At 59.7% G+C, this 26,751-nt stretch carries 20 protein-coding genes and 4 tRNA genes; 16 read left to right on the top strand and 8 right to left on the bottom strand.

Features of this window, described 5'->3' with window-relative positions:
• Positions 1–59: 59 nt before the first annotated feature.
• Positions 60–1,262, bottom strand: coding sequence for a multidrug effflux MFS transporter (locus C5L13_RS17530; RefSeq protein ID WP_105384588.1), 1,203 nt, complete (start codon positions 1,260–1,262; stop codon positions 60–62).
• A 166-nt stretch (positions 1,263–1,428) separates the two neighbouring features.
• Between C5L13_RS17530 and C5L13_RS17535 the strand changes: the two genes are divergently transcribed.
• The gene (locus C5L13_RS17535; RefSeq protein WP_105384797.1) at positions 1,429–2,085 is read left to right on the top strand and encodes a TetR/AcrR family transcriptional regulator; all 657 of its coding nucleotides are present in this window, start codon (positions 1,429–1,431) and stop codon (positions 2,083–2,085) included.
• A gap of 46 nt (positions 2,086–2,131) precedes the next feature.
• Here C5L13_RS17535 and C5L13_RS17540 read toward each other — a convergent pair whose 3' ends face one another.
• The gene (locus C5L13_RS17540; RefSeq protein ID WP_105384589.1) at positions 2,132–2,905 is read right to left on the bottom strand and encodes an NAD kinase; all 774 of its coding nucleotides are present in this window, start codon (positions 2,903–2,905) and stop codon (positions 2,132–2,134) included.
• Between the two features lie 245 nt (positions 2,906–3,150).
• Here C5L13_RS17540 and C5L13_RS17545 point away from each other — a divergent pair.
• Positions 3,151–3,226: transfer RNA gene (locus C5L13_RS17545), tRNA-Thr, on the top strand.
• 100 nt (positions 3,227–3,326) lie between these two features.
• Here the strand turns inward: C5L13_RS17545 and C5L13_RS17550 are convergent.
• The 5 genes from C5L13_RS17550 to rlmB form a co-directional block, all read right to left on the bottom strand.
• The gene (locus tag C5L13_RS17550; RefSeq protein ID WP_105384590.1) at positions 3,327–4,214 is read right to left on the bottom strand and encodes an ABC transporter permease; all 888 of its coding nucleotides are present in this window, start codon (positions 4,212–4,214) and stop codon (positions 3,327–3,329) included.
• 58 nt (positions 4,215–4,272) lie between these two features.
• The gene (locus C5L13_RS17555) at positions 4,273–5,274 is read right to left on the bottom strand and encodes an ABC transporter substrate-binding protein (protein ID WP_105384591.1); all 1,002 of its coding nucleotides are present in this window, start codon (positions 5,272–5,274) and stop codon (positions 4,273–4,275) included.
• A gap of 300 nt (positions 5,275–5,574) precedes the next feature.
• Positions 5,575–6,879: a UDP-glucose dehydrogenase family protein gene (locus tag C5L13_RS17560; RefSeq protein WP_105384592.1), complete on the bottom strand. Its 1,305-nt coding sequence runs from the start codon at positions 6,877–6,879 to the stop codon at positions 5,575–5,577.
• A 234-nt stretch (positions 6,880–7,113) separates the two neighbouring features.
• Complete coding sequence (gene cysQ / locus C5L13_RS17565; protein ID WP_407070445.1) at positions 7,114–7,911, bottom strand: 3'(2'),5'-bisphosphate nucleotidase CysQ; 798 nt, start codon at positions 7,909–7,911, stop codon at positions 7,114–7,116.
• Positions 7,912–7,927: 16 nt separating this feature from the next.
• Complete coding sequence (rlmB, locus tag C5L13_RS17570) at positions 7,928–8,806, bottom strand: 23S rRNA (guanosine(2251)-2'-O)-methyltransferase RlmB (RefSeq protein ID WP_105384594.1); 879 nt, start codon at positions 8,804–8,806, stop codon at positions 7,928–7,930.
• A gap of 203 nt (positions 8,807–9,009) precedes the next feature.
• Here rlmB and C5L13_RS17575 point away from each other — a divergent pair.
• The 4 genes from C5L13_RS17575 (at position 9,010) to tuf (ending at position 11,251) form a co-directional block, all read left to right on the top strand.
• Positions 9,010–9,094, top strand: a tRNA-Tyr gene (locus C5L13_RS17575).
• A gap of 25 nt (positions 9,095–9,119) precedes the next feature.
• A tRNA-Gly gene (locus C5L13_RS17580) sits at positions 9,120–9,193 on the top strand.
• A gap of 120 nt (positions 9,194–9,313) precedes the next feature.
• Positions 9,314–9,811 (top strand): histidine kinase, encoded by a 498-nt coding sequence (locus tag C5L13_RS17585; protein ID WP_105384595.1) that lies wholly within the window; start codon positions 9,314–9,316, stop codon positions 9,809–9,811.
• Between the two features lie 264 nt (positions 9,812–10,075).
• On the top strand, positions 10,076–11,251 hold the full coding sequence (tuf, locus tag C5L13_RS17590) for an elongation factor Tu (RefSeq protein ID WP_105384596.1): 1,176 nt from the start codon (positions 10,076–10,078) through the stop codon (positions 11,249–11,251).
• A 93-nt stretch (positions 11,252–11,344) separates the two neighbouring features.
• Here the strand turns inward: tuf and C5L13_RS17595 are convergent, their stop codons facing one another.
• Entirely contained in the window at positions 11,345–12,637 is a 1,293-nt protein-coding gene (locus C5L13_RS17595) for a capsule biosynthesis protein (protein WP_105384597.1), read from the bottom strand.
• Positions 12,638–12,797: 160 nt separating this feature from the next.
• Here C5L13_RS17595 and C5L13_RS17600 point away from each other — a divergent pair, with 160 nt between their 5' ends.
• The 10 genes from C5L13_RS17600 to rpoC all read left to right on the top strand — a co-directional run bounded on the left by C5L13_RS17600 (position 12,798) and on the right by rpoC (position 26,727).
• Positions 12,798–14,189 carry a capsule biosynthesis protein gene (locus tag C5L13_RS17600; RefSeq protein WP_105384798.1) on the top strand — a complete coding sequence of 464 codons (1,392 nt, stop codon included), beginning with the start codon at positions 12,798–12,800 and terminating at the stop codon, positions 14,187–14,189.
• Positions 14,190–14,304: 115 nt separating this feature from the next.
• A tRNA-Trp gene (locus tag C5L13_RS17605) sits at positions 14,305–14,380 on the top strand.
• Between the two features lie 197 nt (positions 14,381–14,577).
• Positions 14,578–14,778 (top strand): preprotein translocase subunit SecE, encoded by a 201-nt coding sequence (secE, locus tag C5L13_RS17610; protein WP_105384598.1) that lies wholly within the window; start codon positions 14,578–14,580, stop codon positions 14,776–14,778.
• A 15-nt stretch (positions 14,779–14,793) separates the two neighbouring features.
• Positions 14,794–15,324, top strand: coding sequence for a transcription termination/antitermination protein NusG (gene nusG / locus C5L13_RS17615; protein WP_007770615.1), 531 nt, complete (start codon positions 14,794–14,796; stop codon positions 15,322–15,324).
• Positions 15,325–15,502: 178 nt separating this feature from the next.
• Entirely contained in the window at positions 15,503–15,934 is a 432-nt protein-coding gene (rplK, locus tag C5L13_RS17620) for a 50S ribosomal protein L11 (RefSeq protein WP_105384599.1), read from the top strand.
• 1 nt (position 15,935) lies between these two features.
• A complete protein-coding gene (gene rplA, locus C5L13_RS17625; RefSeq protein WP_105384600.1) occupies positions 15,936–16,631 on the top strand; it encodes a 50S ribosomal protein L1 in 696 nt (231 codons plus the stop codon).
• 352 nt (positions 16,632–16,983) lie between these two features.
• Complete coding sequence (rplJ, locus tag C5L13_RS17630; protein ID WP_105384601.1) at positions 16,984–17,505, top strand: 50S ribosomal protein L10; 522 nt, start codon at positions 16,984–16,986, stop codon at positions 17,503–17,505.
• A gap of 57 nt (positions 17,506–17,562) precedes the next feature.
• Positions 17,563–17,940: a 50S ribosomal protein L7/L12 gene (gene rplL, locus C5L13_RS17635; RefSeq protein WP_105384602.1), complete on the top strand. Its 378-nt coding sequence runs from the start codon at positions 17,563–17,565 to the stop codon at positions 17,938–17,940.
• A gap of 254 nt (positions 17,941–18,194) precedes the next feature.
• Complete coding sequence (gene rpoB, locus C5L13_RS17640; protein ID WP_105384603.1) at positions 18,195–22,334, top strand: DNA-directed RNA polymerase subunit beta; 4,140 nt, start codon at positions 18,195–18,197, stop codon at positions 22,332–22,334.
• A gap of 184 nt (positions 22,335–22,518) precedes the next feature.
• Positions 22,519–26,727: a DNA-directed RNA polymerase subunit beta' gene (gene rpoC, locus C5L13_RS17645; protein ID WP_105384604.1), complete on the top strand. Its 4,209-nt coding sequence runs from the start codon at positions 22,519–22,521 to the stop codon at positions 26,725–26,727.
• Positions 26,728–26,751 lie beyond the last annotated feature (24 nt).

The raw sequence follows: 26,751 nt of genomic DNA on the forward strand, positions 1-26,751 counted from the left end.
AGACTAAAAAGCGGCCGGGCTTCAAAAGCCGGCCGCTTTTCGTTTGGTGCGTCAAGATTCTATTCTGCGGCCGCCATGGCGCCGCGTTGGCTGCGCAGCACCATCAGTGACAGCATGAGAACCACCACGGAGCAGATCGCGATGACCGTGACCATAGGTCTGGAAGTGCCGTCGGCAAATAGGCCGCCGATACCGACAACGACAGCTGATGTGACGAACTGAAGGGTACCCATCATCGCAGAAGCCGTACCGGCGATCCGGCCGTGGTGTTCGAGTGCCAGCACCGCGGCGGTCGGGATGATCATGCCGAGGAAGCCATAACCTCCGAACAGGAAAGCCGCCATCACTTCGAGCCGGTCGAAGCCGAGCGAGGTGACGAGCGCCAGCATGACCATCATCGTCGAATAGCCGACTACCGCGCCACGAATGACTTTTCTGAGCCCGATCTTGCGAGAAAGCCAGCCGTTCATCTGCGACATGCCGATGAAGGCCACCGCGTTGCAGGAGAAGACCACGCTGTAGAAGGATGGCGACAGGCCGTAATGATCGATCAGCACGAAGGCGGAGTTCGCCACGTAGATCATGTAGCTGGACATGCCGAACGAGGCGATCAGCACCAGCCCGAGATAGTAGCGGTCCTTGAGCAGCGTCGTATAGGACGAAAGCGCGCTGGCAATGCTGCTCTCGCTACGGGCGGCAGGCAGCCGCGTTTCCTCAAGGAAGAAGATCGCGACGACAAGCCCCAGAGCTCCGGCGCCAACCATGACGAGAAAGATCACCCGCCAGTCTCCGAAGGCCGTGATCATGCTGCCGGCAAGCGGGGCGAGGATCGGCGAGACGCTGAAGACCAGCATCAGCCGCGACATCAGCTGGGCTGCGGCAGGACCCGTATAGAGATCGCGGACGATGGCGCGAGAGATGACAACCCCGGCGCAGGCGCCCATGCCTTGCAGGAAACGGAACGCAATCAGCCATTCGATCGAGGGCGACAGGGCGCAGCCGATTGCCCCAATGCTATAAAGAACAAGGCCGGCATAGAGGGGCCGCTTGCGTCCGAACATATCGGAGAGGGGGCCGTAGACGATCTGCGAGACTGCCATGGCGGCGAAGAAGGAAATCAGGCTCGCCTGAACCGCGTGCGTGTCGGCATTCAAGTTGGCGCTGATGGTGGGAAGTGATGGAAGATACATGTCGAGGGCAAAAAGCCCGATGGCCGAGAGCAGCCCGAGCGAAAGGGCATGCGATGAGACTCTGCTTGGCATTGGAAAAAACCTTTCCCGTCACCACATCTGCCGTGGTACGGCAGGGCGGAAGACGACTATGGAAGATAAATATGAGAGCCGGCGCGAACATGGCGGATGCACAGCAATCATGTAAAATATTTTGGACACGATTGTCCAATTTGTCAAGTTCCGGTATGGTAGTGTCATGAAAAATTCGTCTGCCGAACGCAATCAGGATCAGGACACATGGCCGCCGGCGCAAAACAAGCGGCAGGCAATCCTGAATGCTGCGGCGGATATTTTCGCCGAGGAAGGTTTTGCCGGGGCGAGCATCGATGCGATTGCGGCAAGGGCCGGGGTATCGCGTCAGACGATCTACAATCAGCTCGGCGACAAGGACAATCTTTTCCAGGTCGTCGTGACCGAGATTACCGAACGGTCGACCGCAGGCTTCTTTCGGGTTCTGGACACGTTTCCCGTTGCGCCGCAGGATCTTGAAAAGGAGTTGACCGAATTTTCGGCGCAGCTGCTGCGAAAGGCGATTTGCGACCCGAACGGTCGGTGGCTGCGCAAGCTCGTTGAAACCGAAGGTACGCGCTTCCCACAGCTCTTCGAGACCTGGAAGGAATACGGTCCGGGAAAGAAATATCCGGCCGTCGCCGCCCGTCTCGCCCAGCTTGCCCTTGCCGGCTATCTTGACCTCGACGATCCGGCGCTTGCCGCCCGTCAATATATGGCGCTCCTGGGTGCCGATCTTCGCATCGACCAGCAGCTTGGGCGGCAGACGCCGGAATCGGAGATCGACCAGATGGCAGCGAACGCAACGCGCACCTTTCTGCGCGCCTTCGCCCGCGGGCGCTGACCTTCCCGTAGAGTCAGAAGCTTCCCTAGAGTCAGCTGGCGCTGCGTCAGTTGTTGAACTGTTCCGCCAGGATTCGATCCGACCAGGAATGGTCCGGATCGGACAGGATACGCGCGGCGAGTTCGGTGGATTGCGCGACCCTCACATGCAGCACGGACTTGACCTCGGCATTGTCGGCTACGGCGTTGACCGGTCGCTTTTCCGGTTCAAGGATATCGATGTCGACGCAGACATGGTTCGGGAGTAGCGCACCGCGCCAGCGCCTCGGTCTGAAAGCTGAAACCGGCGTCATGGCGAGCAGGGGCGCTTCCAGCGGCAGGATCGGCCCATGGGCGGAGAGGTTGTAGGCGGTCGATCCGGCCGGAGTGGCAATCATGAGGCCGTCGCAGATCAGTTCCTCCAACCGCACGTGGCCATCGATCTCCACCTTGAGCTTGGCTGCCTGATAGGACTGGCGGAAGAGATAGACCTCGTTGATGGCAAGCGCCACGGACGTCGAGCCGTCGGCATTGGTGGTTGTCATCTTGAGCGGGTGAAATTCGTTCTCGACGGCAGAGCCGATCCGTTCGTGAAGGTTTTCGGTGCGGTAGTCGTTCATCAGAAAACCGACCGAACCGCAATTCATGCCATAGACGCGTTTTGCGGTATTGATCGTCTCGTGCAGCGTCTGCAGCATGAAACCGTCACCGCCGAGCGCAACGATCACATCGGCCTCCGCGGGCGGCACGTTACCGTACAATCGGCTCAGTTCTTCCAGCCCGGACTGCGCCTCCGGCGTCGCGGATGCTATGAAGGAAAGCTTTTTCGATTGCAGCGACATGAACGAGCTTTCGACGGCGCCGTCGCCCGAGGGCGTGCAGGGACGCTGAACCGTTTGATCTGACACTGCTCCGGAGGAAGCGTGCCGGCGAGAGGGCCTTTGGTACAGGAAAAACCGGCTTCTGGACAAGCGCCTTCCGCTGCCCAACCGTTCCGTCTTTGCGCAAAGATCGCATCTCACCCGAGGGGGCGGGCGATTTTCCCTTTACAGGAAGAGAAAATCTGGTAACTCCCCGTCTGGAAAGTGCCCTTGTAGCTCAGTTGGTAGAGCACCTGATTTGTAATCAGGGGGTCGCGGGTTCGAACCCTGCCGGGGGCACCATCAAAATCAACCACTTAATTCAATAGACGTTCCGACGCACTCCTGCGGCGTTTCGGCTTGCCGTTCCCGGTCGTTACGGCAGGCCATGCGATAAACCCAATCACTGATGGGTCGTCTCCATATGCCTCTGGAGACGACGGCCATAGGCCTGGCTGATGCGGTCGAACACGATCGCAATGCCGACGATTGCCATCCCGTTGAAGATGCCGAGCGTGAAATATTGGTTGGCGATGGCCTTCAGCACCGGCTGGCCGAGGCCTTGCACTCCGATCATCGAGGCGATGACAACCATGGCCAGAGCCATCATGATGGTCTGGTTGATTCCCGCCATGATCGTCGGCAGAGCAAGGGGCATCTGCACGTCGCGCAGCTTTTGCCAGCTCGAGGAGCCGAAGGCGCTGGCCGCCTCCAGCACTTCCTTGTCCACCAGCCGGATTCCGAGATTCGTCAGCCGTATCATCGGCGGGATCGCGTAGATCACGACGGCGATCAGTCCGGGCACCTTGCCGATGCCGAGCAGCATGACCACTGGAATGAGGTAGACGAAGCTCGGCATCGTCTGCATGACGTCGAGGATGGGATTGATAGTATTCTGCAGTCGCTCCGAGCGCGACATGGCAATGCCCATGGGTAGTCCGATCACGATCGACAGGACCGTGCAGACGAAGATCATCGACATGGTCTTCATCGTGTCTTCCCACATGTCGAAGTAGCCGATGGCAAACAGGGTGGCCACGCAGCCTATCACGATCTTCCAATTGCGGCTGGCAAACCAGGCAATGGCGGCGACAGCCAGAATGATGATCGGCCAGGGGGTTTTGACCATGATCCGTTCCGCATAGATCAGAAAGAACTGCAGCGGATCGAAGAAAGACTCGATCGCATCGCCATAGGTGCGCGTGAAGGTGCGGAATCCTTCATCGATGCTCTTTTTCAGGTTCCGCAGCGTCTCGTCGTCCATATGCGGGAAATTGGTAAGCCAGTCCATCGCCTGCTCCCTCCTTGAAAGGGCCGTCGCCAGCCGTTGCCGGCGACGGCGCGTCTGGTTAGAGCGCGGACTTGATCTTTTCGGCCGCCTCCGGCGTTACCCACTTGGTCCAAAGATCTTCATGTTCCTTCAGGAACTGCTTGGCACCATCGTCGCCGCTCGACTGGTTGTCGGTCATCCAGGCCATCAGGGTGTTGACCGTATCGTTGGTCCAGGACCGCTTGTTGAGATAGGCCATGATGTCGGCACCGGCACGATCTGCAAAGGCTTTGGTGACGAGTGTCTGCACTTTGTCCTTCGGCCAGTCGTTCGGCTTGGGATCTGCACAGTCAGCAACCGTGTTGCACCGCTTCCATTCGGCCGCGTCGGCCGGTACCCCGTGGCCGAGCTTGACCATCTGGTACTTTCCGAGAAGCGCAGTCGGGGCCCAATAGTATCCGACCCATCCTTCCTTGCGCTCATAGGCCTTGGCGATCGAGCCGTCGAGGCCAGCCGCCGAGCCGGTATCGACAAGCGTGAAGCCCGCCTTTTCGGCGCCGTAGGCCTTGTAGAACTGGGTCGTGGCAACGGTCCCGCCCCAACCCTGGGGACCATTGTGGACTGCGCCCTTCTTCTTGTCTTCGGGATCCGGGAAAAGTTCCGGATGCTTGAGAGCGTCCTGGATGGTCTTGATATCGGGATGGGCGTCAGCGACGTATTTCGGGATCCACCAACCCTGCACGGCGCCATCGGAAAGCGCCACGGCGGCGCCTACCAGCTTGCCCTCGGCAATGCCGCGGCTGACGACTTCCGGTAACAGATCCACCCAGCCTTCGGGTGCGATGTCCGGCTCACCCTTTTCCACCATCGAGGTAATGGTGGGAACCGTGTCCCCGACGATGATTTCCGCGTCGCAGCCGTAGCCTTCGTTCAGGATGAACTTGTCGAGGCTTGCCAGCACCTCGGCGCTCTGCCAGTTCATGCTCGCGATCGTGACGTCACCGCATTCCGCTGCTTCGGCGCCTGCAAAGCCTCCGAACATGCCCAAGGCAAGGCAGGTCGAGGCGAGTAGCTTGTTCATTTCGCAGTTCCCTCTTCTGTATGGTTTTTTAAGAGGAGGCAGATCCACCCTCCCATGACAGTCTTGCAAGGTCCAGAAATGACGCTGTTTCAATCACGCCTATCGTGATCCTTTTTCCGCCAAGCTGCCGAAAAGGAAAGCGTAAAATCCACCGGGCAATGAGGCGCAGCTACCTTGAAGCCCATGGACATGCTGAGCCGTCCGGTTGTGATGCAGCGATCCCCATTCGGATATCGGAATGCGAAAACGCCCGCAACGCGTAGCGCTGCGGGCGTCCGTCAAGACTGCCGTTGGGGAGTGTCAGAGCGGCTTGCCGATGCCGGAATAGGTGAACCCATGCGCTTCGACTTCCGGCTTGCGGTAGACGTTGCGCAGATCGACCAGCACGGGGCTCTTCATTACCGACTTGAGGCGTTCGAGATCCAATGCCCGAAACTCGTTCCATTCCGTGACGAGGACGGCAACATCGGCTCCTTCCGCGGCCTGATAAGGGCCGCTGGCGAATTCGATATCCATCATCTGTTTTGCGTTTTCCATTCCCTCAGGATCGTAGCCGGATACGATTGCACCCGCATCCTTCAGGGTCTGGACAACCGCGATCGCCGGGCTGTCGCGCATGTCGTCGGTATTCGGCTTGAAGGTGAGGCCGAAGACTGCGACCTTCTTTCCCCGCACTTCTCCGCCGGCAGCGGCGATCACTTTGCGCCCCATGGCGCGCTTGCGGTTGTCGTTGACTGCGATGGTCGCTTCGATCAGACGGACAGGGCTGTCATTGTCCTGTGCAGTCTTGGCAAGCGCCAGCGTGTCCTTCGGGAAGCATGAGCCGCCGTAGCCAGGGCCGGCATGCAGGAATTTCGAGCCGATGCGGCCGTCGAGGCCGATGCCGCGCGAGACATCCTGGACATCGGCGCCGACGCGCTCGCAAAGATCGGCCATCTCGTTGATGAAGGTGATCTTCATCGCCAGGAAGCCGTTGGCCGCATATTTGATGAGCTCGGACGTGCGGCGGCTCGTGAACAGCAGCGGCGACTGGTTGAGGTAGAGCGGCCTGTAGACTTCCGTCATCACGCCGCGGGCGCGCTCGTCGGAAAGCCCGACGACGATTCGGTCCGGGCGCTTGAAGTCTTCGATCGCGGCTCCTTCGCGGAGGAATTCCGGGTTGGAGACGACGGCAAAATCGGCTTGCGGATTGGTTTCGCGGATGATCCGCTCGACCTCGTCACCGGTGCCGACAGGGACGGTGGATTTGGTAACGACGACCGTGAAGCCATCGAGCGCCTCGGCGATCTCTGCGGCGGCAGCATAGACATAACCAAGGTCGGCATGGCCATCTCCGCGACGAGAGGGTGTGCCGACTGCGATGAAGACGACGTCGGCCTGGGCAACGGCGCTCTTCAGATCGGTCGTGAAGGACAGGCGTCCTGATTTGACATTCGACTCGACCAGCGCATCGAGACCAGGTTCGAAGATCGGGATCACACCCTTCTTCAGCGCCTCGATTTTTTCGACGGCCTTGTCGACGCAGGTGACGTGATGTCCGAAATCCGCAAAGCAAGCTCCGGAAACGAGACCGACATAACCAGATCCAACCATTACAATATGCATCTGCAATCCTCATCGCGGTCGAGCAGGATCTTCTGCCCTCGATTTTTACTTTTCCTAGCGCATCCAGGTTTTATTGCAACGCATCAAGCGTGTTAGGATTAATCCGCATTGCCCCAGCGATTTTTACCTGATCTGCATCTGGGTGTCGGCCAGGAATACTTGGTCGCTCCCGAACATCGGCGTTGCGCATGACCTGAATATGAAGGCCTGGGGACAATCGCTGGTGATTGAGGGTTACGTTTTCGACATGCGCCTTCCCCAGGCGATGAAATCCGGATTCGCGAAGTCGATCACACCAGCCTGGCTGGTCTTGCCGTAGCGAAGCGGCTCGCCGTCAAGACCGAGTGTGACGCCGCCCGCTGCCCGCAAAACCGCGTCTCCCGCCGCCGTGTCCCATTCCATCGTCCGCCCGAAACGGGGATAGAGATCGGCAGCCCCTTCGGCCAGCAGGCAGAATTTCAAAGACGAGCCGATGCAACGGATGTCACAGGCACCGGACTGTTTCAGAAAGGCCTCGGTCTCGGCGGAGCCGTGCGAGCGGCTTGCGACCGCGACGGGCGGAGTGGAGACCGGTCGTGCCGAAATCCTCTCGCGGCTTGCCACCGCATGATCGTTATCGATGATCAGTTTTTCAGCGGTCCCGTTTCCGCCGAGATAAGCGACTTTGAGAGCGGGGGCATAGACCGCGCCCAGCACGGGTGTTCCGTTTTCCACCAAGGCGATATTGACGGTGAAGTCCATCTGTTTGCCGATGAATTCCTTAGTCCCGTCCAGCGGATCGACGAGGATGAACGTGCGGCCTTCGATCTGCGGCACTCGTCCCGCTGCAACCGATTCTTCCGCGATGACCGGAATTCCCGGACATGCCGTTGCAAGTTCGGAAAGGATGATCGCTTCGGCCCGCTCATCCGCTTCCGTGACCGGCGAGCGGTCGTCCTTGTATCGGGTAATAGGCCCCGCCTCGTAAATGTCGAGAATCACTTTCCCGGCGAGCAGGGCGGCGTGTTCGAAGGCGGCCAGCATGGACATCAGCGCGACCCCAAACGGCTCACTTTGCCCTGGCCAGATGCTGGCGGGTGGCATAGAGCGCCACTGCGGCGGCATTCGACACGTTGAGTGACTTGATCGCGCCCGGCATGTCGAGCCTCGCCAATGCCGCGACCGTCTCGCGGGTTTTCTGCCGCAGTCCCTTGCCCTCCGAGCCCAGCACGAGTGCGACCTTGTCGGCAGCAAACGTTCCTTCGAGCGGGGCGGGGCCTTCCGAATCAAGCCCGATCGTCTGGAAACCGAGCCGGTGCAATTCCTCGATCGCGTCGGCGAGGTTGGTGATCTGTATATAAGGTATGAGTTCCAGCGCGCCGGAGGCCGACTTGGCCAGTACTCCGGATTCGGTCGGGCTATGTCTCTGGGTGGTGACGATGGCGCCGGCGCCGAAGGCCACGGCCGAACGCATGATCGCTCCGACGTTATGCGGGTCGGTCACCTGATCGAGCACCAGAAGCAGGGGGCTGTCCTTCAGCGCCTCCAGCCGGCGCAAGGGCAGGGGTCGAGTTTCCAGCATGACACCCTGGTGGATGGCTTCGGGACCCAGCACCTTGTCGATATCCTGAGGGGAGACGAATTCGACCGGGAAGGGCAGTGCGTCTGGCTCCCCGACATCGAGGCGCGCAAAGGCATTTCGTGTAACCGAGAGTTTGATCAGCTTGCGCTCGGGATTCTCAAGAGCTGCTCGCACCGTATGCAAGCCGTAAAGAAAGACCTGTTCGGGCTGCAGCTGCGGGGGCTTCCAATCCTTGTTGGATTTCTGCCGTTTCTGCTGCGGGGTCGGAATTTCCCCGCGCTCCCGCTTGGCATCGCGCACGGCGCGCCTCAGCGTGGCATAGTGACCATCGCGGCCGGATTTGTCTTGTTTGCTGTCCTTGCTCATGGCGCCTTATAGCGATGCCGGCTCATTCGGCAAAGCCCCACGATGGACGCGCAGTCCGGTGAGCAGTGATTATTTTTCCTCATTTTTCCAAAAACCTCGTGTTGACAGACGAGAACGGTGCGGTCATATACGCGGCGCAGATCGAGGGGCACGGAAGTGCTCCTGGGCCTGACGAGCTTGGTCGCTGATCCAGACGGAAAACTGGAGGGATGCCCGAGTGGTTAAAGGGGACGGACTGTAAATCCGTTGGCTCAGCCTACGTTGGTTCAAATCCAACTCCCTCCACCATTCTGTCGCCGGATCGGACCACCCCGCGGGTATAGCTCAATGGTAGAGCAGCAGCCTTCCAAGCTGAATACGCGGGTTCGATTCCCGCTACCCGCTCCATTCCCTGTTTCCATCGTTGCTTAGCTTTTTTGGCATGTTGCTTGAGACTTCTTAAGCCATTCCGGATAGAGCTTATGCTTGGCTCCTGAAGCCGTCTCCTCCTTGAATGGAAACTCGTCCATGAAGAAAATAATAGCCGCCGCGGCATTTGCGACCATGCTGCTGCCGTCTGTATCCTTTGCAGAAACCATGCGTTTCCCAAGCGATGCGCCCGTCGCAGAGATCACCATCCCCGACTCCTGGAGCCCGGAAGAAACCGAAACCGGAATTCAGGCGACGTCGGAGGATGAGGCGATCTATCTTTCGATCGATATCGCCGACGAAACGACGACCGACAAGGTGATTGAAGATGCGATCGCCTTCCTGGACGACAACGGTGTGACGGTCGATCCAGCCACCCAGAAACAGTCTGAAGATACCTTCAACGGCATGAAGATGTCGAATTTCGACTGGAGCGGTACGGACAAGGACGGCCCTGCAAGCATCGGCCTGTCGCTCGTGTCGCCGAAGCGAGGCAAACTGCTGGTCATCACCTACTGGGGAACCAAGGGCGAGCAGGAAAAGCATGCCGAAGAACTGCTGGCGCTCATCAGTTCGTTGAAGCCGGCCAGCAAATAAAATTCTACGAAACGGCGGGCGATGGCAGGGTTTCGGTTGAAACGACTCCCGGTCCTGATTTCGTCTGCCTGTCATCCCGCCGTTTCACGCGTTTCGGTTGCTGCCGAAAGCGCATATTCGGCGGGCCTTCCGCATCCATTTTCTACGGTCCCCTTGTCCCGGCACGCGTCGTAATTATGTCTTGCGCATTCTGGTGGAAAGCCTTAAACGGCGACACCAAACCCGCCCGCCGGGTTCACCTCTTATGTTCACAGGAAGCTTTCAATGGCAAAGAGCAAGTTTGAGCGCAACAAGCCTCACGTCAACATTGGCACGATCGGTCACGTTGACCATGGCAAGACGTCGCTGACGGCCGCGATCACGAAGTACTTCGGCGAGTACAAGGCCTATGACCAGATCGACGCCGCTCCTGAAGAAAAGGCTCGTGGCATCACGATTTCGACGGCGCACGTCGAATACGAGACGCCGGCCCGCCACTATGCGCACGTCGACTGCCCCGGCCACGCCGACTATGTGAAGAACATGATCACCGGTGCGGCGCAGATGGACGGCGCGATCCTGGTTTGCTCGGCTGCCGACGGCCCGATGCCGCAGACCCGCGAGCACATCTTGCTCGCCCGTCAGGTCGGCGTTCCCGCGATCGTGGTATTCTTGAACAAGGTCGACCAGGTTGACGACGCCGAGCTTCTCGAGCTCGTCGAGCTGGAAGTTCGCGAACTTCTGTCGTCCTACGATTTTCCGGGCGACGACATCCCGATCATCAAGGGTTCGGCGCTTGCTGCTCTTGAAGATTCCGACAAGAAGATCGGCGAAGACGCGATCCGCGAGCTGATGGCGGCTGTTGACGCCTACATCCCGACGCCTGAGCGTCCGATCGACCAGCCGTTCCTGATGCCGATCGAAGACGTGTTCTCGATCTCGGGCCGTGGTACGGTCGTGACCGGCCGCGTCGAGCGTGGCATCGTCAAGGTTGGCGAAGAAGTCGAGATCGTCGGCATCCGTCCGACCTCGAAGACGACGGTGACCGGCGTTGAAATGTTCCGCAAGCTGCTCGACCAGGGCCAGGCCGGCGACAACATCGGCGCGCTGATCCGCGGTGTGAACCGTGACGGCGTCGAGCGTGGCCAGATTCTGTGCAAGCCGGGTTCGGTCAAGCCGCACAAGAAGTTCAAGGCCGAAGCCTACATCCTGACGAAGGAAGAAGGCGGCCGTCATACGCCGTTCTTCACCAACTACCGTCCGCAGTTCTACTTCCGCACCACGGACGTGACCGGCATCGTGACGCTTCCGGAAGGCACCGAAATGGTCATGCCTGGCGACAACGTCACCGTTGACGTCGAGCTGATCGTGCCGATCGCCATGGAAGAAAAGCTGCGCTTCGCCATCCGCGAAGGCGGCCGCACCGTCGGCGCCGGCATCGTCGCTTCCATCATCGAGTAATCGATACCGGAATTGAATAGGAAAGGCCCTGCCAGAAACGGTGGGGCCTTTTGCTTTGGAGCTTCACGTCGGGTGAGGTGGGTTCGGCATCGATCAGCCGAGCAATTCGCTCTCGTGACGGTAGTAGGGGGTGTCGCGCGACTTGCGGAAGGCAAGGGGAAGCCGTTCTTCGGTTTCCAGGAGACGCGCTGCGACATTTTCCACGCCCGCCTGAATTGCCTCCCGGCCGATGAAGCCGCCACGGACCTGGGTGGTCGCGGCAAGTGCTCGCGTAAAGGCGTCGAAGAGGTCCGGATCGGGGGCGGTTGGGTTCTGCCAGAAGGCGGCAAGGCTTTCCTGGAAGGCGAGGCCCGGCACGTCGTAGATCGCGGAGCCGAGGGCGATGACCGGCCTACCGGCAGCCAGCGCCGTTAGCCCGACCGTCGAATTGACTGTCACCACGCCATGAGACTTCGCGATCAGCAGATCGGTATCGCCTCCGTCCGCGACGAAGACGCGATCGGCGACGCCATGCTTCGTTGCGGCTGAGTCGATACGGTTTGGCCAGCGGGAGAGGCCGTTGTCGATCGGGTGGATCTTGAAGAGAAGCCGGGTGTTCGCAGGCGCGTGATCGGCAAACGATGCGATCGTCGCATCGACGAGCCTGAAGAGATCTCCGCCAGGCGCATGGCGCCTGATCTGATAGTCGCCCGGTAATTGCAGTGGAAAGAAATAGAAAGGAGAGGGAGCCCCACTTCGTGCGGAGAGGCAGGCTTCAATTGCCGTTCTTGCCTGGCGCCGGCGTTTGCGGCGCGTGAGGGCTTTCCAGATCCAGCCGCTGTATTCGACCGCCGGATGAACCGGCCCGTGCGTGCGATAATGCGGATGGACGAGCCAGCCGAGCGCGACGTTCGGAATATGGAATGCGAGATCGTAAAGGGCGTAGGTCAGAAAGCTCGAAGGATAGAGCTTTTCGGAGGAAACCGACGGTTGACCGGCCGCGAGCGCGCTTATGTCCGCTGGTTTGGCAGGAAAGCGGGAATGCCCCGACATGCCATCCGGCTCGATCGTCAGCCAGTCGGGCCTGAGATAGCCGTGCTCCAGAATATGGACGCGCAGCCCCGCGCCGATCCCGAGCTCGGCCGCCACCGCATGTGGCGCGCGGCCATCACCCAACATGACGATGTCGGTAATATTGTGATCGCGAATGTAGCAATTGAGATACACCGGCCAATCATTTGCGCGGCCGCGGAAGAAGTTGCTTTCCTTCGGCCACCAAAATACCACATCCCCAAGGCAGAGGCTGATCTTTCGGATCGAAGCTCCTTTGTTTTCAACCGCTTCTGCCAGCCGTCGGAGGAATGGCGAGGCGGGACCTTGAAGGAACAGGAACGTGCGGGCTTTCATGTCACACAACCTGAGGAATGTTGGGGAACGTCTGGTGGAGCATTGACGGGAGGGGGACCTTCGTGAAAATACCCGTCCGGTGTATATCGGCCTTCGCGCAATTGAAATCGCTTTTCGCAGGCTTGTCGTTGGTTCAGTCTCAAGCAGCATTGGCTCTCGCATGACCAAAGTTCTGTTCCTTCAAGGTCCTCCATCGGTTTTCTGGCGCGAGTTGGCTGGGGCGTTCGAGACGCAGGGCGTCGAGACCAAGAGGGTGAACTTCTCGTTTGGCGACCAGCTCTTCTGGTTCAAGCGCGGCGCGATCAATTATCGCGGGTCGCTGCGGGCCTGGCCGCGTTACCTGGCTAACCTGATTCGCCGCGAAGGCATCACCGACATTCTCTACTATGCCGACCGGCTTCCTTATCACCGTCTTGCCGCGCGGGTTGGCCGCAAGCTCGGCGTCCGCTGCCATGCCGTGGAATTCGGTTATCTGCGGCCCGATTGGATCACGCTCGAACGCGACGGAATGGGGCGATTCTCGCATTTCCCGAACGATCCGGATCACATTCGCCAGATCGCCGCCAAACTCGACCTTCCTGATCTACACGCCCGTTACGGCCACACCTTCGGCCAGGAGGCCACCAGCGAAGTTGTCTACAACCTCGGAGCCTATTTCGGGCGTCTGATGTTTCCGTTCTACCGTGCCGACAAATATTACGACCCCCTGTTCGATTACATGTCCTGGCTTCCCCGCATGATGCGTCGCCGTCATCGCTTGCCGGAAGATTTCTGGACGGAAGAATCGCCGCCCACCTATCTCGTGGCGCTGCAGTTGCAGAGCGACTACCAGATTCGCGCCAATTCGCCCTATCGGCATCTCTCTCAGATGCTGTCGCAGGTTTTCCGGTCGTTCGCACGCAATGCTCCCGAGGGAGCAAGGCTTCTTATAAAGCAGCATCCTCTCGACAATGATCTCGAACGGTGGGGCAAGGTCGTCACCAAGCTTGCCGAAGATTATCGTATCCGGGAGCGCGTCTTCTTTATCGAGGAAGGAGAGCTGGGCGGCATTCTGAAGCGTTCGGCAGGGGTGATCATCGTAAACTCCACCACCGGGCTTCAAAGCCTCCGCGCCGGCGTGCCGACCATCGCTCTCGGCGCTGCCATCTATGATATTCCGGGGCTCACGCATCAGGCGGGGATCGACAGCTTCTGGCAGCGCCCGGAGCCGATCGACAACGAGTTGCTGCTCGATTTCATCAAGACGATCGCGGCGACGATCCAGGTAAAGGGCAATTTCTATCATTCGGAGGGGCGCAAGCTCGCGGTCGAAACGATCGTTCACCGCGTCCGCGAAGGCTTGGTGAATGAGCCCGGCGCTTACGTGGAAAAGCCGCCGCGCCTTTCCTGGCGGCGCCTTCCGTTTGCGCCCGAAAGGAATGTGCAGCCAGGCATTTTGTCGGGCGGGCTCGAGCTGCCGGGCAAGGAAATTCTCGTTGGGCGGCCTGAGCCGGTCCTCTCCGTGGGGCGCTTTGCGGATGCCTCCGAGCCGCGCAACAGAAACCGGAGATAGAAGGCGGGGATATTCAAAAATGCGCTTGCAAAGCGCAGCGCATCCCCTTAAAGGGAGCGCCTAGCCAGTTGGCGGCGAACCGGAGTTTCCGGTTTGCGAATTCCGCCAGGGTTGAAGGGGTGTAGCTCAGTTGGTAGAGCGGCGGTCTCCAAAACCGCAGGTCGTCGGTTCAAGCCCGGCCGCCCCTGCCACTTCCAGATGATTGGCGCGAGATTATCCGCAGCGGAATTGTCGGGAAATGGCCGTCGTGCAAAACGGCGAAATTTCATCGAACACTGTTTTCCCTCTTGTGTAAAGGGGAAGGGGTGTTTATGTAGGTCAAAACAGACACGCGGTGCGTGGGGCTGAGCGAGTTCAGCTTTACGTGCCGTAATTGCGTGGACAATCTATGGCATCCAAAACCAATCCCGTTACGTTTCTGCGCCAGGTGCGCTCCGAAGCGACGAAAATTCATTGGCCGTCTCGTCGCGAGACTATGATCTCTACGGCCATGGTCTTGGTGATGGTTGTTTTCGCTGCGCTGTTTTTCTTCGCTGCGGACCAGCTTTTGGGCTGGTTGCTACGTTTGGTACTGAACGTCAGCGTTTGATTCTGGAGAATGAAGATGGCGGCGCGTTGGTACATCGTCCACGCATATTCGAATTTTGAGAAGAAGGTTGCCGAGGATATCGAGAACAAGGCTCGCCAGAAGGGGCTGGAGCATCTGTTCGAGAAGATCCTGGTGCCGACCGAGAAGGTCGTCGAGGTGCGCCGCGGCCGCAAGGTCGATTCCGAGCGCAAGTTCTTTCCGGGTTACGTCATGGTTCGGGCAAACCTGACCGACGAAGCGTATCACCTGATCAAGAACACCCCGAAGGTGACTGGCTTCCTCGGTTCCGACAATAAGCCGGTTCCGATTCCGGACTTCGAAGCCGAGCGCATCCTGGGTCAGGTCCAGGAGGGTGTCGAGCGGCCGAAGTCCTCGATCACCTTCGAGATCGGCGAGCAGGTTCGCGTTTCGGATGGTCCCTTCGCGTCCTTCAACGGCACCGTTCAAGATGTCGACGAAGAGCGCTCCCGCCTCAAGGTGGAAGTCTCGATCTTCGGTCGTGCGACCCCGGTTGAGCTGGAATACGCTCAGGTCGAAAAGGTCTGATGAAGTTTTAAAATGGGGCCTGCTGTTTACTCAGTGGGCCTCGTGCGGCGTTTGCCGCAAGCGCGTGGGAGGAACGGTGCCTTAGCCGGGCACCTCTACCGAACCACGCAACCGCAGCCGCCGACGAAGGTCGGCATATGGGGCCGGGCGACCGGTCCGCAACGAAAGGCAGAGAGAAATGGCTAAGAAAGTAGCAGGCCAGCTCAAGCTTCAGGTCAAGGCAGGATCGGCAAACCCGTCCCCGCCGATCGGCCCGGCGCTTGGTCAGCGTGGCATCAACATCATGGAATTCTGCAAGGCGTTCAATGCCGCCACGCAGGAAATGGAAAAGGGCATGCCGATCCCGGTCGTCATCACCTATTACCAGGACAAGTCCTTCACCTTCGCGATGAAGCAGCCGCCGGTCAGCTATTGGCTGAAGAAGGAAGCGAAGATCACCTCCGGTTCCAAGACGCCGGGCAAGGGCGCCAAGGCCGGCACCCTCACCAAGGCTCAGATCAAGGCGATCGCCGAAGCCAAGATGAAGGATCTGAACGCCGCCGATATCGAAGGCGCAATGGCCATGATCGAGGGCTCTGCCCGCGCCATGGGTCTGGAAGTGGTGGCTTAACATGGCAAAGCTTGCAAAGCGTATTCAGAAGATCCGCGAAGGCGTTGATCCGACCAAGCTGGTCGCCCTTAACGATGCCATCTCGATGGTCAAGGAACGTGCCGTCGCCAAGTTCGACGAAACAATCGAAATCGCCATGAACCTCGGCGTCGATCCGCGTCACGCAGACCAGATGGTCCGCGGCGTGGTCAATCTGCCGAACGGCACCGGCCGTGACGTTCGTGTCGCCGTGTTCGCTCGTGGCGCCAAGGCTGACGAAGCCAAGGCTGCCGGCGCCGACATCGTCGGTGCGGAAGATCTCCTCGAGATCGTCCAGGGCGGCAAGATCGATTTCGATCGCTGCATCGCGACCCCGGACATGATGCCGCTCGTTGGCCGTCTCGGTAAGGTTCTTGGCCCCCGTGGCATGATGCCGAACCCGAAGGTCGGAACCGTCACCATGGACGTCACCGGCGCCGTCAAGGCTTCCAAGGGCGGCGCTGTTGAGTTCCGCGTCGAGAAGGCTGGTATCGTTCACGCCGGCATCGGCAAGGCTTCCTTCGAGGCCAAGGCTCTTGAAGAAAACATCAAGGCCTTCGCTGATGCCGTCATCAAGGCAAAGCCGGCTGGCGCCAAGGGCAACTACGTCAAGCGCGTAGCGATTTCGTCGACCATGGGTCCGGGCGTCAAGATCGACCCGACCACGGTAACGGCCTGACAAGAATTTTCCGGCGCCCCAGGGCGTCGGAAAGACTGAATTCCGGCCCTTCGGGGCCGGGATTTCCGGAGAGATCCGGAATTCCTGTCCGAGATTGCAGGTGGCTTAGGCCTTAATTGCCTGCATGAGACGGGTAAGACCCGATTTTGATAAGCGCCGAGGCGCTTTCGGTTTCGGTTCGAGCCTAGTGTGCCTTGTGCCTGTAGCCATTCGGCGACAGAGCGAGGGGACAGGATCCTCAAGCGTCGCTTGGGGTCCTATAGGGTCCGTGAGGATCCCGCCAGGATCCCTTGAGGCAAAGGCAAACCGATGGGGCCTGCAGGATTGCGGTCCCGTCAACTGGAGACAGACAGTGGAAAGAGCGGAAAAACGCGAATTTGTCACGGAGCTGAGCGAAGTCTTCAAGGCTTCAGGCTCGGTTGTCGTGGCCCACTATGCTGGTGTCACAGTTGCGCAGATGAACGATTTTCGTTCGAAGATGCGCGCTGCTGGCGGCACCGTCAAAGTCGCGAAAAACCGCCTGGCCAAGATCGCTCTTCAGGGTACGGAGTCGGAAGGGATGTCGAATCTCTTCAAGGGTCAGACGCTGATCGCATTCAGCGAAGACCCGGTAACGGCTCCGAAGGTCGTCATGGATTTCGCCAAGACCAACGACAAGATCGTTGTCCTGGGCGGCGCCATGGGTGCAACCACGCTCACTGCGGATGCGGTCAAGTCGCTTGCGACCCTGCCTTCGCTGGACGAGCTTCGCGGCAAGCTGCTGGGCCTTCTCAATGCCCCGGCTACCCGCGTCGCCACGGTTGTCGCCGCACCGGCAAGCCAGCTTGCCCGCGTGTTCGCGGCCTACGCCAAGAAGGACGAAGAAGCCGCTTAAGGTGGTTTTTTGCTGTTCAAATCAAACCAGATCGAACCGAATATAAGGAACTAGAAAATGGCTGATCTCGCAAAGATCGTTGAAGACCTCTCTGCTCTCACCGTCCTGGAAGCTGCTGAGCTTTCCAAGCTGCTTGAAGAAAAGTGGGGCGTTTCTGCCGCTGCTCCGGTAGCCGTTGCTGCTGCTGGCGGTGGCGCTGCTGCTGCCGTTGTTGAAGAAGAAAAGACCGAGTTCGACGTCGTCCTGACGGATGCCGGCGCCAACAAGATCAACGTCATCAAGGAAGTCCGCGCCATCACCGGTCTCGGCCTCAAGGAAGCCAAGGACCTCGTCGAAGGCGCTCCGAAGGCTGTCAAGGAAGGCGTTTCCAAGGCTGAAGCCGCTGACCTCAAGAAGAAGCTTGAGGATGCCGGCGCTAAGGTCGACGTCAAGTAATACTGGAATGCGGTGGGAAAGGGACTATCTCTTTCCCACCGATTTCCCCCCGAACTTATTACCCAGGGACCGTCTGGCACGGTCCCTGGGTAATGGGTTCTCAAGAGGATGGTCCCCAACCAAACCGCTTTTAGGCAATCCGGCCGGCGCGTTTGGGAGACGGGACGAGATTGAGAATACCATGTCGACGGGAGATCGAATGGCCAGCGAACCCCGTCCGTTGCAGGCCCGGATGCAATTTTGAAGGAGCGACGATGGCTCAGACCCTTTCCTTTAATGGTCGTAGGCGCGTACGCAAGTTTTTTGGAAAAATCCCCGAAGTCACCGAGATGCCGAACCTTATCGAGGTTCAGAAGGCGTCCTATGACCAGTTCCTTATGGTCGACGAGCCGAAGGGCGGCCGCCCGGACGAAGGTCTGAACGCCGTCTTCAAGTCCGTCTTCCCGATCACTGATTTCTCCGGCGCTTCGATGCTGGAATTCGTGTCCTACGAATTCGAGCCGCCGAAGTTCGACGTCGAGGAATGCCGCCAGCGCGATCTGACCTACGCGGCGCCTTTGAAGGTGACCCTGCGTCTCATCGTATTTGATATCGACGAGGATACCGGCTCCAAGTCCATCAAGGACATCAAGGAACAGTCCGTCTATATGGGCGATATGCCGCTCATGACCGACAACGGTACGTTCATCGTGAACGGCACCGAGCGCGTGATCGTGTCCCAGATGCACCGCTCGCCGGGCGTCTTCTTCGACCACGACAAGGGCAAGAGCCATTCGTCGGGCAAGCTGCTTTTCGCCGCTCGCGTCATCCCGTATCGCGGTTCCTGGCTCGACATCGAGTTCGACGCCAAGGACATCGTCTATGCCCGCATCGATCGCCGCCGCAAGATTCCGGTATCGTCGCTGCTGATGGCGCTTGGAATGGATGGCGAAGACATTCTGTCGACCTTCTATTCGAAGTCCAACTACGAGCGCGATGGCGACGGCTGGCGGATTCCGTTCCAGCCGGAGACCTTGAAGGGCGCCAAGACTCTTTCAGACATGATCGACGCCGACACCGGCGAAGTGGTGGTCGAGTCCGGCAAGAAGCTGACCCCGCGTCTGCTCCGGCAGCTGTCCGAGAAGGGCCTCAAGGCACTCAAGGCAACCAACGACGATCTCTACGGCAACTATCTCGCCGAAGATGTCGTCAACACGGAAACCGGTGAGATTTATCTCGAGGCCGGCGACGAGATCGACGAGAAGACCCTGCCGGTCATCCTCAATGCCGGTTTCGACGAAATTCCGGTTCTAGGCATCGATCACATCAATGTCGGCGCCTACATCCGCAACACGCTCGCCGCTGACAAGAACGAGAACCGCCAGGACGCTCTGTTCGATATCTACCGCGTCATGCGTCCGGGTGAACCGCCGACCATGGAATCGGCAGAAGCCATGTTCAACTCGCTGTTCTTCGATGCGGAGCGTTACGACCTCTCCGCCGTCGGCCGCGTGAAGATGAACATGCGTCTTGATCTCGACGTTGCCGACACCGTCCGCACGTTGCGTAAGGACGACATCCTGGCCGTGGTCAAGATGCTTGTCGAACTGCGCGACGGCAAGGGCGAGATCGACGACATCGACAACCTCGGCAACCGCCGTGTCCGTTCCGTCGGCGAGCTGATGGAAAACCAGTACCGTCTCGGTCTGCTCCGCATGGAGCGTGCGATCAAGGAACGCATGTCCTCGATCGAGATCGACACCGTTATGCCGCAGGACCTGATCAACGCGAAGCCGGCAGCTGCTGCCGTTCGCGAGTTCTTCGGTTCCTCGCAGCTGTCGCAGTTCATGGACCAGGTGAACCCGCTTTCGGAAATCACCCACAAGCGCCGTCTCTCGGCTCTTGGCCCGGGTGGTCTGACCCGCGAGCGCGCCGGCTTCGAAGTCCGCGACGTTCATCCGACCCACTACGGCCGTATCTGCCCGATCGAAACGCCGGAAGGCCCGAACATCGGTCTGATCAACTCGCTTGCCACCTTCGCCCGCGTCAACAAGTACGGTTTCATCGAAAGCCCGTACCGCAAGATCGTCGACGGCAAGGTGACCAACGACGTTCTTTACCTCTCCGCCATGGAAGAGGCGAAGTATTACGTCGCGCAGGCGAACGCCGAGCTGGATAAGAACGGTTCGTTCGTGGAAGAGTTCGTGGTCTGCCGCCATGCGGGCGAAGTGATGCTGTCGCCGCGCGACACCATCAACCTGATGGACGTCTCGCCGAAGCAGCTCGTTTCGGTCGCAGCCGCGCTGATCCCGTTCCTGGAAAACGACGACGCCAACCGCGCTCTCATGGGCTCGAACATGCAGCGTCAGGCCGTGCCGCTGGTGCGTGCCGAAGCTCCGTTCGTCGGCACCGGCATGGAGCCGGTCGTCGCCCGCGACTCCGGTGCGGCGATTGCTGCCCGCCGTGGCGGTGTGGTCGACCAGGTCGACGCGACCCGTATCGTTATCCGCGCCACCGAAGACCTCGATCCGTCGAAGTCGGGCGTCGATATCTATCGTCTGCAGAAGTTCCAGCGTTCGAACCAGAACACCTGCGTCAACCAGCGCCCGCTGGTCGCCGTCGGTGACATCCTGAACAAGGGCGACATCATCGCCGACGGTCCGTCGACGGACCTCGGTGACCTGGCGCTCGGCCGCAACGCGCTCGTCGCGTTCATGCCCTGGAACGGCTACAACTACGAAGACTCGATCCTGCTCTCCGAGCGTATCGTGTCGGACGACGTGTTCACCTCCATCCACATCGAGGAATTCGAAGTGATGGCGCGCGACACCAAGCTTGGTCCGGAAGAAATCACGCGCGACATTCCGAACGTTTCGGAAGAAGCGCTGAAGAACCTCGACGAAGCCGGCATCGTCTATATCGGAGCCGAAGTCCAGCCGGGCGACATCCTCGTCGGCAAGATCACGCCGAAGGGCGAAAGCCCGATGACGCCGGAAGAAAAGCTTCTGCGCGCGATCTTCGGTGAAAAGGCCTCCGACGTTCGCGACACCTCCATGCGCATGCCTCCGGGCACGTTCGGCACGGTCGTCGAAGTCCGCGTCTTCAACCGTCACGGTGTGGAGAAGGACGAACGCGCCATGGCGATCGAGCGTGAGGAAATCGAACGCCTCGCCAAGGACCGCGACGACGAACAGGCGATCCTCGACCGCAACGTTTATGGCCGTTTGACGGACATGCTGCGCGGCCAGATGGCGGTTGCCGGTCCGAAGGGCTTCAAGAAGGGCATCGAGCTCACCAACGCCGTCATCTCCGAATATCCCCGCTCGCAGTGGTGGATGTTCGCAGTCGAGGACGAAAAGGTGCAGGGCGAAGTCGAAGCTCTCCGCGGCCAGTATGACGAGTCCAAGTCGCGCCTTGAACAGCGCTTCATGGACAAGGTCGAGAAGGTCCAGCGCGGCGACGAAATGCCTCCGGGCGTCATGAAGATGGTCAAGGTCTTCGTCGCTGTGAAGCGCAAGATCCAGCCAGGCGACAAGATGGCCGGCCGTCACGGCAACAAGGGTGTCGTATCGCGCATCGTTCCCGTCGAGGACATGCCGTTCCTCGAAGACGGTACGCATGTCGACATCGTCTTGAACCCGCTCGGCGTGCCTTCGCGCATGAACGTCGGCCAGATTCTCGAGACCCATCTTGCATGGGCCTGCGCCGGTATGGGCAGGCGTATCGGCCAGATGCTCGAAGAGTACAAGAAGTCGAGCGACATCACGGACCTCAAGCGCGAGCTGAGAGACGTCTACGAGAGCGTGGCGAATGACGAAGTGGCGAACTTCGACGACGAATCTCTCGTCCGTCTCGCCGAGCAGTCGAAGCGCGGTGTTTCGATCGCGACGCCGGTCTTTGACGGCGCTCACGAGCCGGATGTGGCGTCCATGCTGAAGAAGGCTGGTCTCGATCCGTCGGGCCAGTCGGTCCTGTACGATGGCCGTACCGGTGAAGCCTTCGACCGTAAGGTCACCGTCGGCTACATGTACATGATCAAGCTGAACCACCTCGTGGACGACAAGATCCACGCCCGTTCGATCGGTCCGTACTCGCTCGTTACCCAGCAGCCGCTGGGAGGTAAGGCGCAGTTCGGTGGCCAGCGCTTCGGGGAAATGGAGGTCTGGGCACTGGAAGCTTACGGCGCCGCCTACACGCTGCAGGAAATGCTGACCGTGAAGTCGGATGACGTGGCAGGTCGTACAAAGGTCTACGAGGCGATCGTCCGTGGTGACGACACGTTCGAGGCCGGCATTCCGGAGAGCTTCAACGTTCTCGTCAAGGAAATGCGCTCGCTGGGTCTCTCGGTCGAACTCGAAAACTCGAAGATCGAGACGGGCGAGGGTGGCCAGCAACTGCCTGACGCTGCAGAATAATCCATGAAAAGGCGCGCGCCCGACGATGGCGCGCGCCGCTCCCGCCGCCGGCCTGTCGGCCGTGTCGGGGAACTTTTGCCGCATTTCGCGGCTACGACCGTTTTAGAGCATCGGACTGTCCGCCCCGGGAATCTGGACAGTACCGATCGCAAGCCGAGGGCTTCCGCCCCTAAAGGAGATAGGCATGAACCAAGAGGTCATGAATCTTTTCAATCCGCAGGTGCCTGCGCAGCACTTTGACTCGATCCGTATTTCGATCGCGTCCCCGGAGAAGATTCTCTCCTGGTCCTACGGTGAAATCAAAAAGCCGGAGACCATCAACTACCGCACGTTCAAGCCGGAACGCGACGGCCTCTTCTGCGCGCGCATCTTCGGGCCGATCAAGGACTACGAGTGCCTTTGCGGCAAGTACAAGCGCATGAAGTACAAGGGCATCATCTGCGAAAAGTGCGGCGTCGAAGTGACGCTGTCGCGCGTTCGCCGTGAGCGCATGGGCCATATCGAGCTCGCCGCTCCCGTCGCCCATATCTGGTTCCTGAAGTCGCTGCCGTCCCGTATCGCGACCCTTCTCGACATGACGCTGAAGGATGTCGAGCGCGTTCTCTATTTCGAGAACTACATCGTGACCGAGCCGGGCCTGACCGCGCTCAAGGAAAACCAGCTTCTTTCCGAAGAAGAATACATGATCGCCGTCGACGAATACGGCGAGGACCAGTTCACGGCGATGATCGGCGCCGAGGCCATCTATGAGATGCTCGCCTCGATGAATCTCGAGAAGATCGCTGGCGACCTGCGTTCGGAGCTTGCCGACACCACGTCGGATCTCAAGCAGAAGAAGCTGATGAAGCGTCTGAAGATCGTCGAGAACTTCATCGAGTCCGGCAACCGTCCGGAATGGATGATCATGAAGGTCGTTCCGGTCATCCCGCCGGATCTGCGTCCGCTTGTTCCGCTAGATGGCGGCCGTTTCGCGACGTCCGACCTGAACGATCTCTATCGTCGCGTCATCAACCGTAACAATCGTCTGAAGCGCCTGATCGAACTGCGCGCTCCGGGCATCATCATCCGCAACGAAAAGCGCATGCTGCAGGAATCTGTCGATGCGCTGTTCGACAACGGCCGTCGTGGCCGCGTCATCACCGGCGCCAACAAGCGTCCGCTGAAGTCGCTCTCCGACATGCTGAAGGGCAAGCAGGGCCGCTTCCGTCAGAACCTGCTCGGCAAGCGCGTCGACTATTCCGGCCGCTCGGTCATCGTGACCGGTCCGGAACTCAAGCTGCACCAGTGCGGCCTGCCGAAGAAGATGGCGCTCGAGCTCTTCAAGCCGTTCATCTATGCCCGTCTTGACGCCAAGGGTTACTCCTCCACCGTCAAGCAGGCCAAGAAGCTGGTCGAGAAGGAAAAGCCGGAAGTCTGGGATATCCTCGATGAGGTCATCCGCGAACATCCGGTTCTCTTGAACCGCGCGCCGACGCTGCACCGCCTGGGCATCCAGGCCTTCGAACCGATCCTGGTCGAAGGCAAGGCGATCCAGCTGCATCCGCTCGTCTGCACGGCCTTCAACGCCGACTTCGACGGGGACCAGATGGCCGTTCACGTGCCGCTGTCGCTCGAAGCTCAGCTCGAAGCTCGCGTGCTGATGATGTCGACGAACAACATCCTGCATCCCGCGAACGGTGCGCCGATCATCGTTCCGTCGCAGGACATGGTTCTCGGCCTCTACTATCTGTCGATCATGAACCAGAACGAGCCGGGCGAAGGCATGGTGTTCTCCGACATGGGCGAACTGCACCATGCGCTGGAAAACAAGGTCGTCACCCTGCATGCCAAGATCCGGGGTCGCTTCAAGACCGTGGATGCCGAAGGCAAGCCGGTTTCCAAGATCTATGAAACGACCCCCGGCCGCATGATCATCGGTGAACTTCTGCCGAAGAACGTCAACGTGCCGTTCGAGACCTGCAACCAGGAAATGACCAAGAAGAACATCTCCAAGATGATCGACACGGTCTACCGTCATTGCGGTCAGAAGGACACGGTGATCTTCTGCGACCGCATCATGCAGCTCGGCTTCACCCATGCGTGCAAGGCCGGCATTTCGTTCGGCAAGGACGACATGATCATCCCGGAAACCAAGGCGCAGATCGTCGGTGATACAGAAACTCTGGTGAAGGAATACGAGCAGCAGTACAACGACGGCCTGATCACCCAGGGCGAGAAGTACAACAAGGTCGTCGACGCCTGGGGCAAGGCCACCGAAAAGGTTGCGGAAGACATGATGGCCCGCATCAAGGCCGTCGAGTTCGACCCTGAAACCGGTCGCCAGAAGCAGATGAACGCCATCTACATGATGTCGCACTCGGGTGCCCGCGGTTCTCCGAACCAGATGCGCCAGCTGGGCGGCATGCGTGGCCTGATGGCCAAGCCCTCGGGCGAGATCATCGAGACGCCGATCATCTCGAACTTCAAGGAAGGCCTGACCGTTAACGAGTACTTCAACTCGACCCACGGTGCCCGTAAGGGTCTCGCAGACACCGCCTTGAAGACCGCGAACTCCGGTTACCTGACCCGTCGTCTCGTCGACGTCGCGCAGGACTGCATCGTCAATCTGGTCGATTGCGGCACCGAAAGCGGTCTCACCATGACCGCGATCGTTGACGCCGGCCAGGTCGTGGCTTCGATCGGCGCCCGCGTTCTCGGCCGCACAGCACTCGACGATATCGATCATCCGGTCACGGGTGCCCGTATCGTCGATGCCGGCAAGATGATCCTCGAGCCGGATGTCATCGAGATCGAAAAGGCTGGTATCCAGTCGATCCGCATCCGTTCGGCGCTGACCTGCGAAGTTCAGACGGGCGTCTGCTCGGTCTGCTACGGCCGAGATCTGGCCCGTGGTACTCCGGTCAACATGGGCGAAGCCGTTGGCGTTATCGCGGCTCAGTCGATCGGCGAGCCGGGCACCCAGCTCACCATGCGTACCTTCCACTTGGGCGGTACGGCAAACGTGGTCGACCAGTCGTTCCTGGAAGCGTCGTATGAAGGCACGATCCAGATCAAGAACCGCAACATGCTGCGGAATTCGGAAGGCGTTCTCGTCGCGATGGGCCGCAACATGGCGGTCACCATTCTCGACGAGCGCGGCGTGGAACGTTCCTCGCAGCGCGTCGCCTACGGTTCGAAGCTGTTCGTGGATGACGGCGACAAGGTTCGTCGCGGTCAGCGTCTGGCAGAGTGGGACCCCTACACACGCCCGATGATGACGGAAGTGGAAGGTACGGTTCAATTCGAAGACGTGGTCGACTCGATTTCGGTTTCGGAATCGACCGACGAATCCACCGGCATCACCAAGCGTCAGGTCATCGACTGGCGTTCGACGCCGCGCGGTACGGACCTGAAGCCTGCGATCGTCATCAAGGACGCGTCCGGCAACATCATGAAACTGGCCCGCGGTGGCGAAGCCCGCTTCAACCTGTCGGTCGACGCCATCCTGTCGGTCGAGCCGGGTGCCAAGGTCTCCCAGGGCGACGTTCTCGCCCGTGTGCCGATGGAAAGCGCTAAGACCAAGGACATCACCGGTGGTCTGCCGCGCGTTGCAGAACTCTTCGAAGCCCGTCGTCCGAAGGATCATGCCATCATCGCTGAGATCGATGGTACGATCCGCCTCGGCCGCGACTACAAGAACAAGCGTCGCGTCATGATCGAGCCGGCGGAAGACGGTGTCGAACCGGTCGAATACCTGATCCCGAAGGGCAAGCCCTTCCATCTTCAGGAAGGCGACTACATCGAAAAGGGCGATTACATCCTCGACGGCAATCCTGCGCCGCACGACATCCTGGCGATCAAGGGCGTGGAAGCACTCGCTTCCTACCTGGTGAACGAAATCCAGGAAGTCTACCGTCTGCAGGGCGTTGTCATCAACGACAAGCACATCGAGGTCATCGTCCGTCAGATGCTGCAGAAGGTCGAGATCACCGATGCCGGCGACAGCCAGTACATCGTCGGTGACAATGTCGATCGGATCGAGCTGGAAGATGGCAACGAGCGTCTTGCCGAAGAAGGCAAGAAGCCCGCTTACGGCGAGCCGGTTCTGCTCGGCATCACCAAGGCATCGCTGCAGACGCCGTCCTTCATCTCGGCCGCATCCTTCCAGGAAACCACCAAGGTTCTCACGGAAGCTGCGATCGCCGGCAAGATGGACACGCTGCAGGGTCTCAAGGAAAACGTCATTGTCGGCCGTCTCATCCCGGCCGGTACGGGCGGCACCATGACCCAGATCCGCCGCATCGCCACCTCGCGCGACGACCTCATTATCGAGGAACGCAAGAAGGGCACCGGCGCATCGGCTGCAACGCCGATGCTGCAGGACTTGGCGGGCGAAAACGCTCCGGCCGAATGACCGGGCAGGGTGCGAATCTATCGC

The organism is Neorhizobium alkalisoli, from assembly GCF_002968635.1.
In the GTDB taxonomy this organism is placed as follows: domain Bacteria; phylum Pseudomonadota; class Alphaproteobacteria; order Rhizobiales; family Rhizobiaceae; genus Neorhizobium; species Neorhizobium alkalisoli.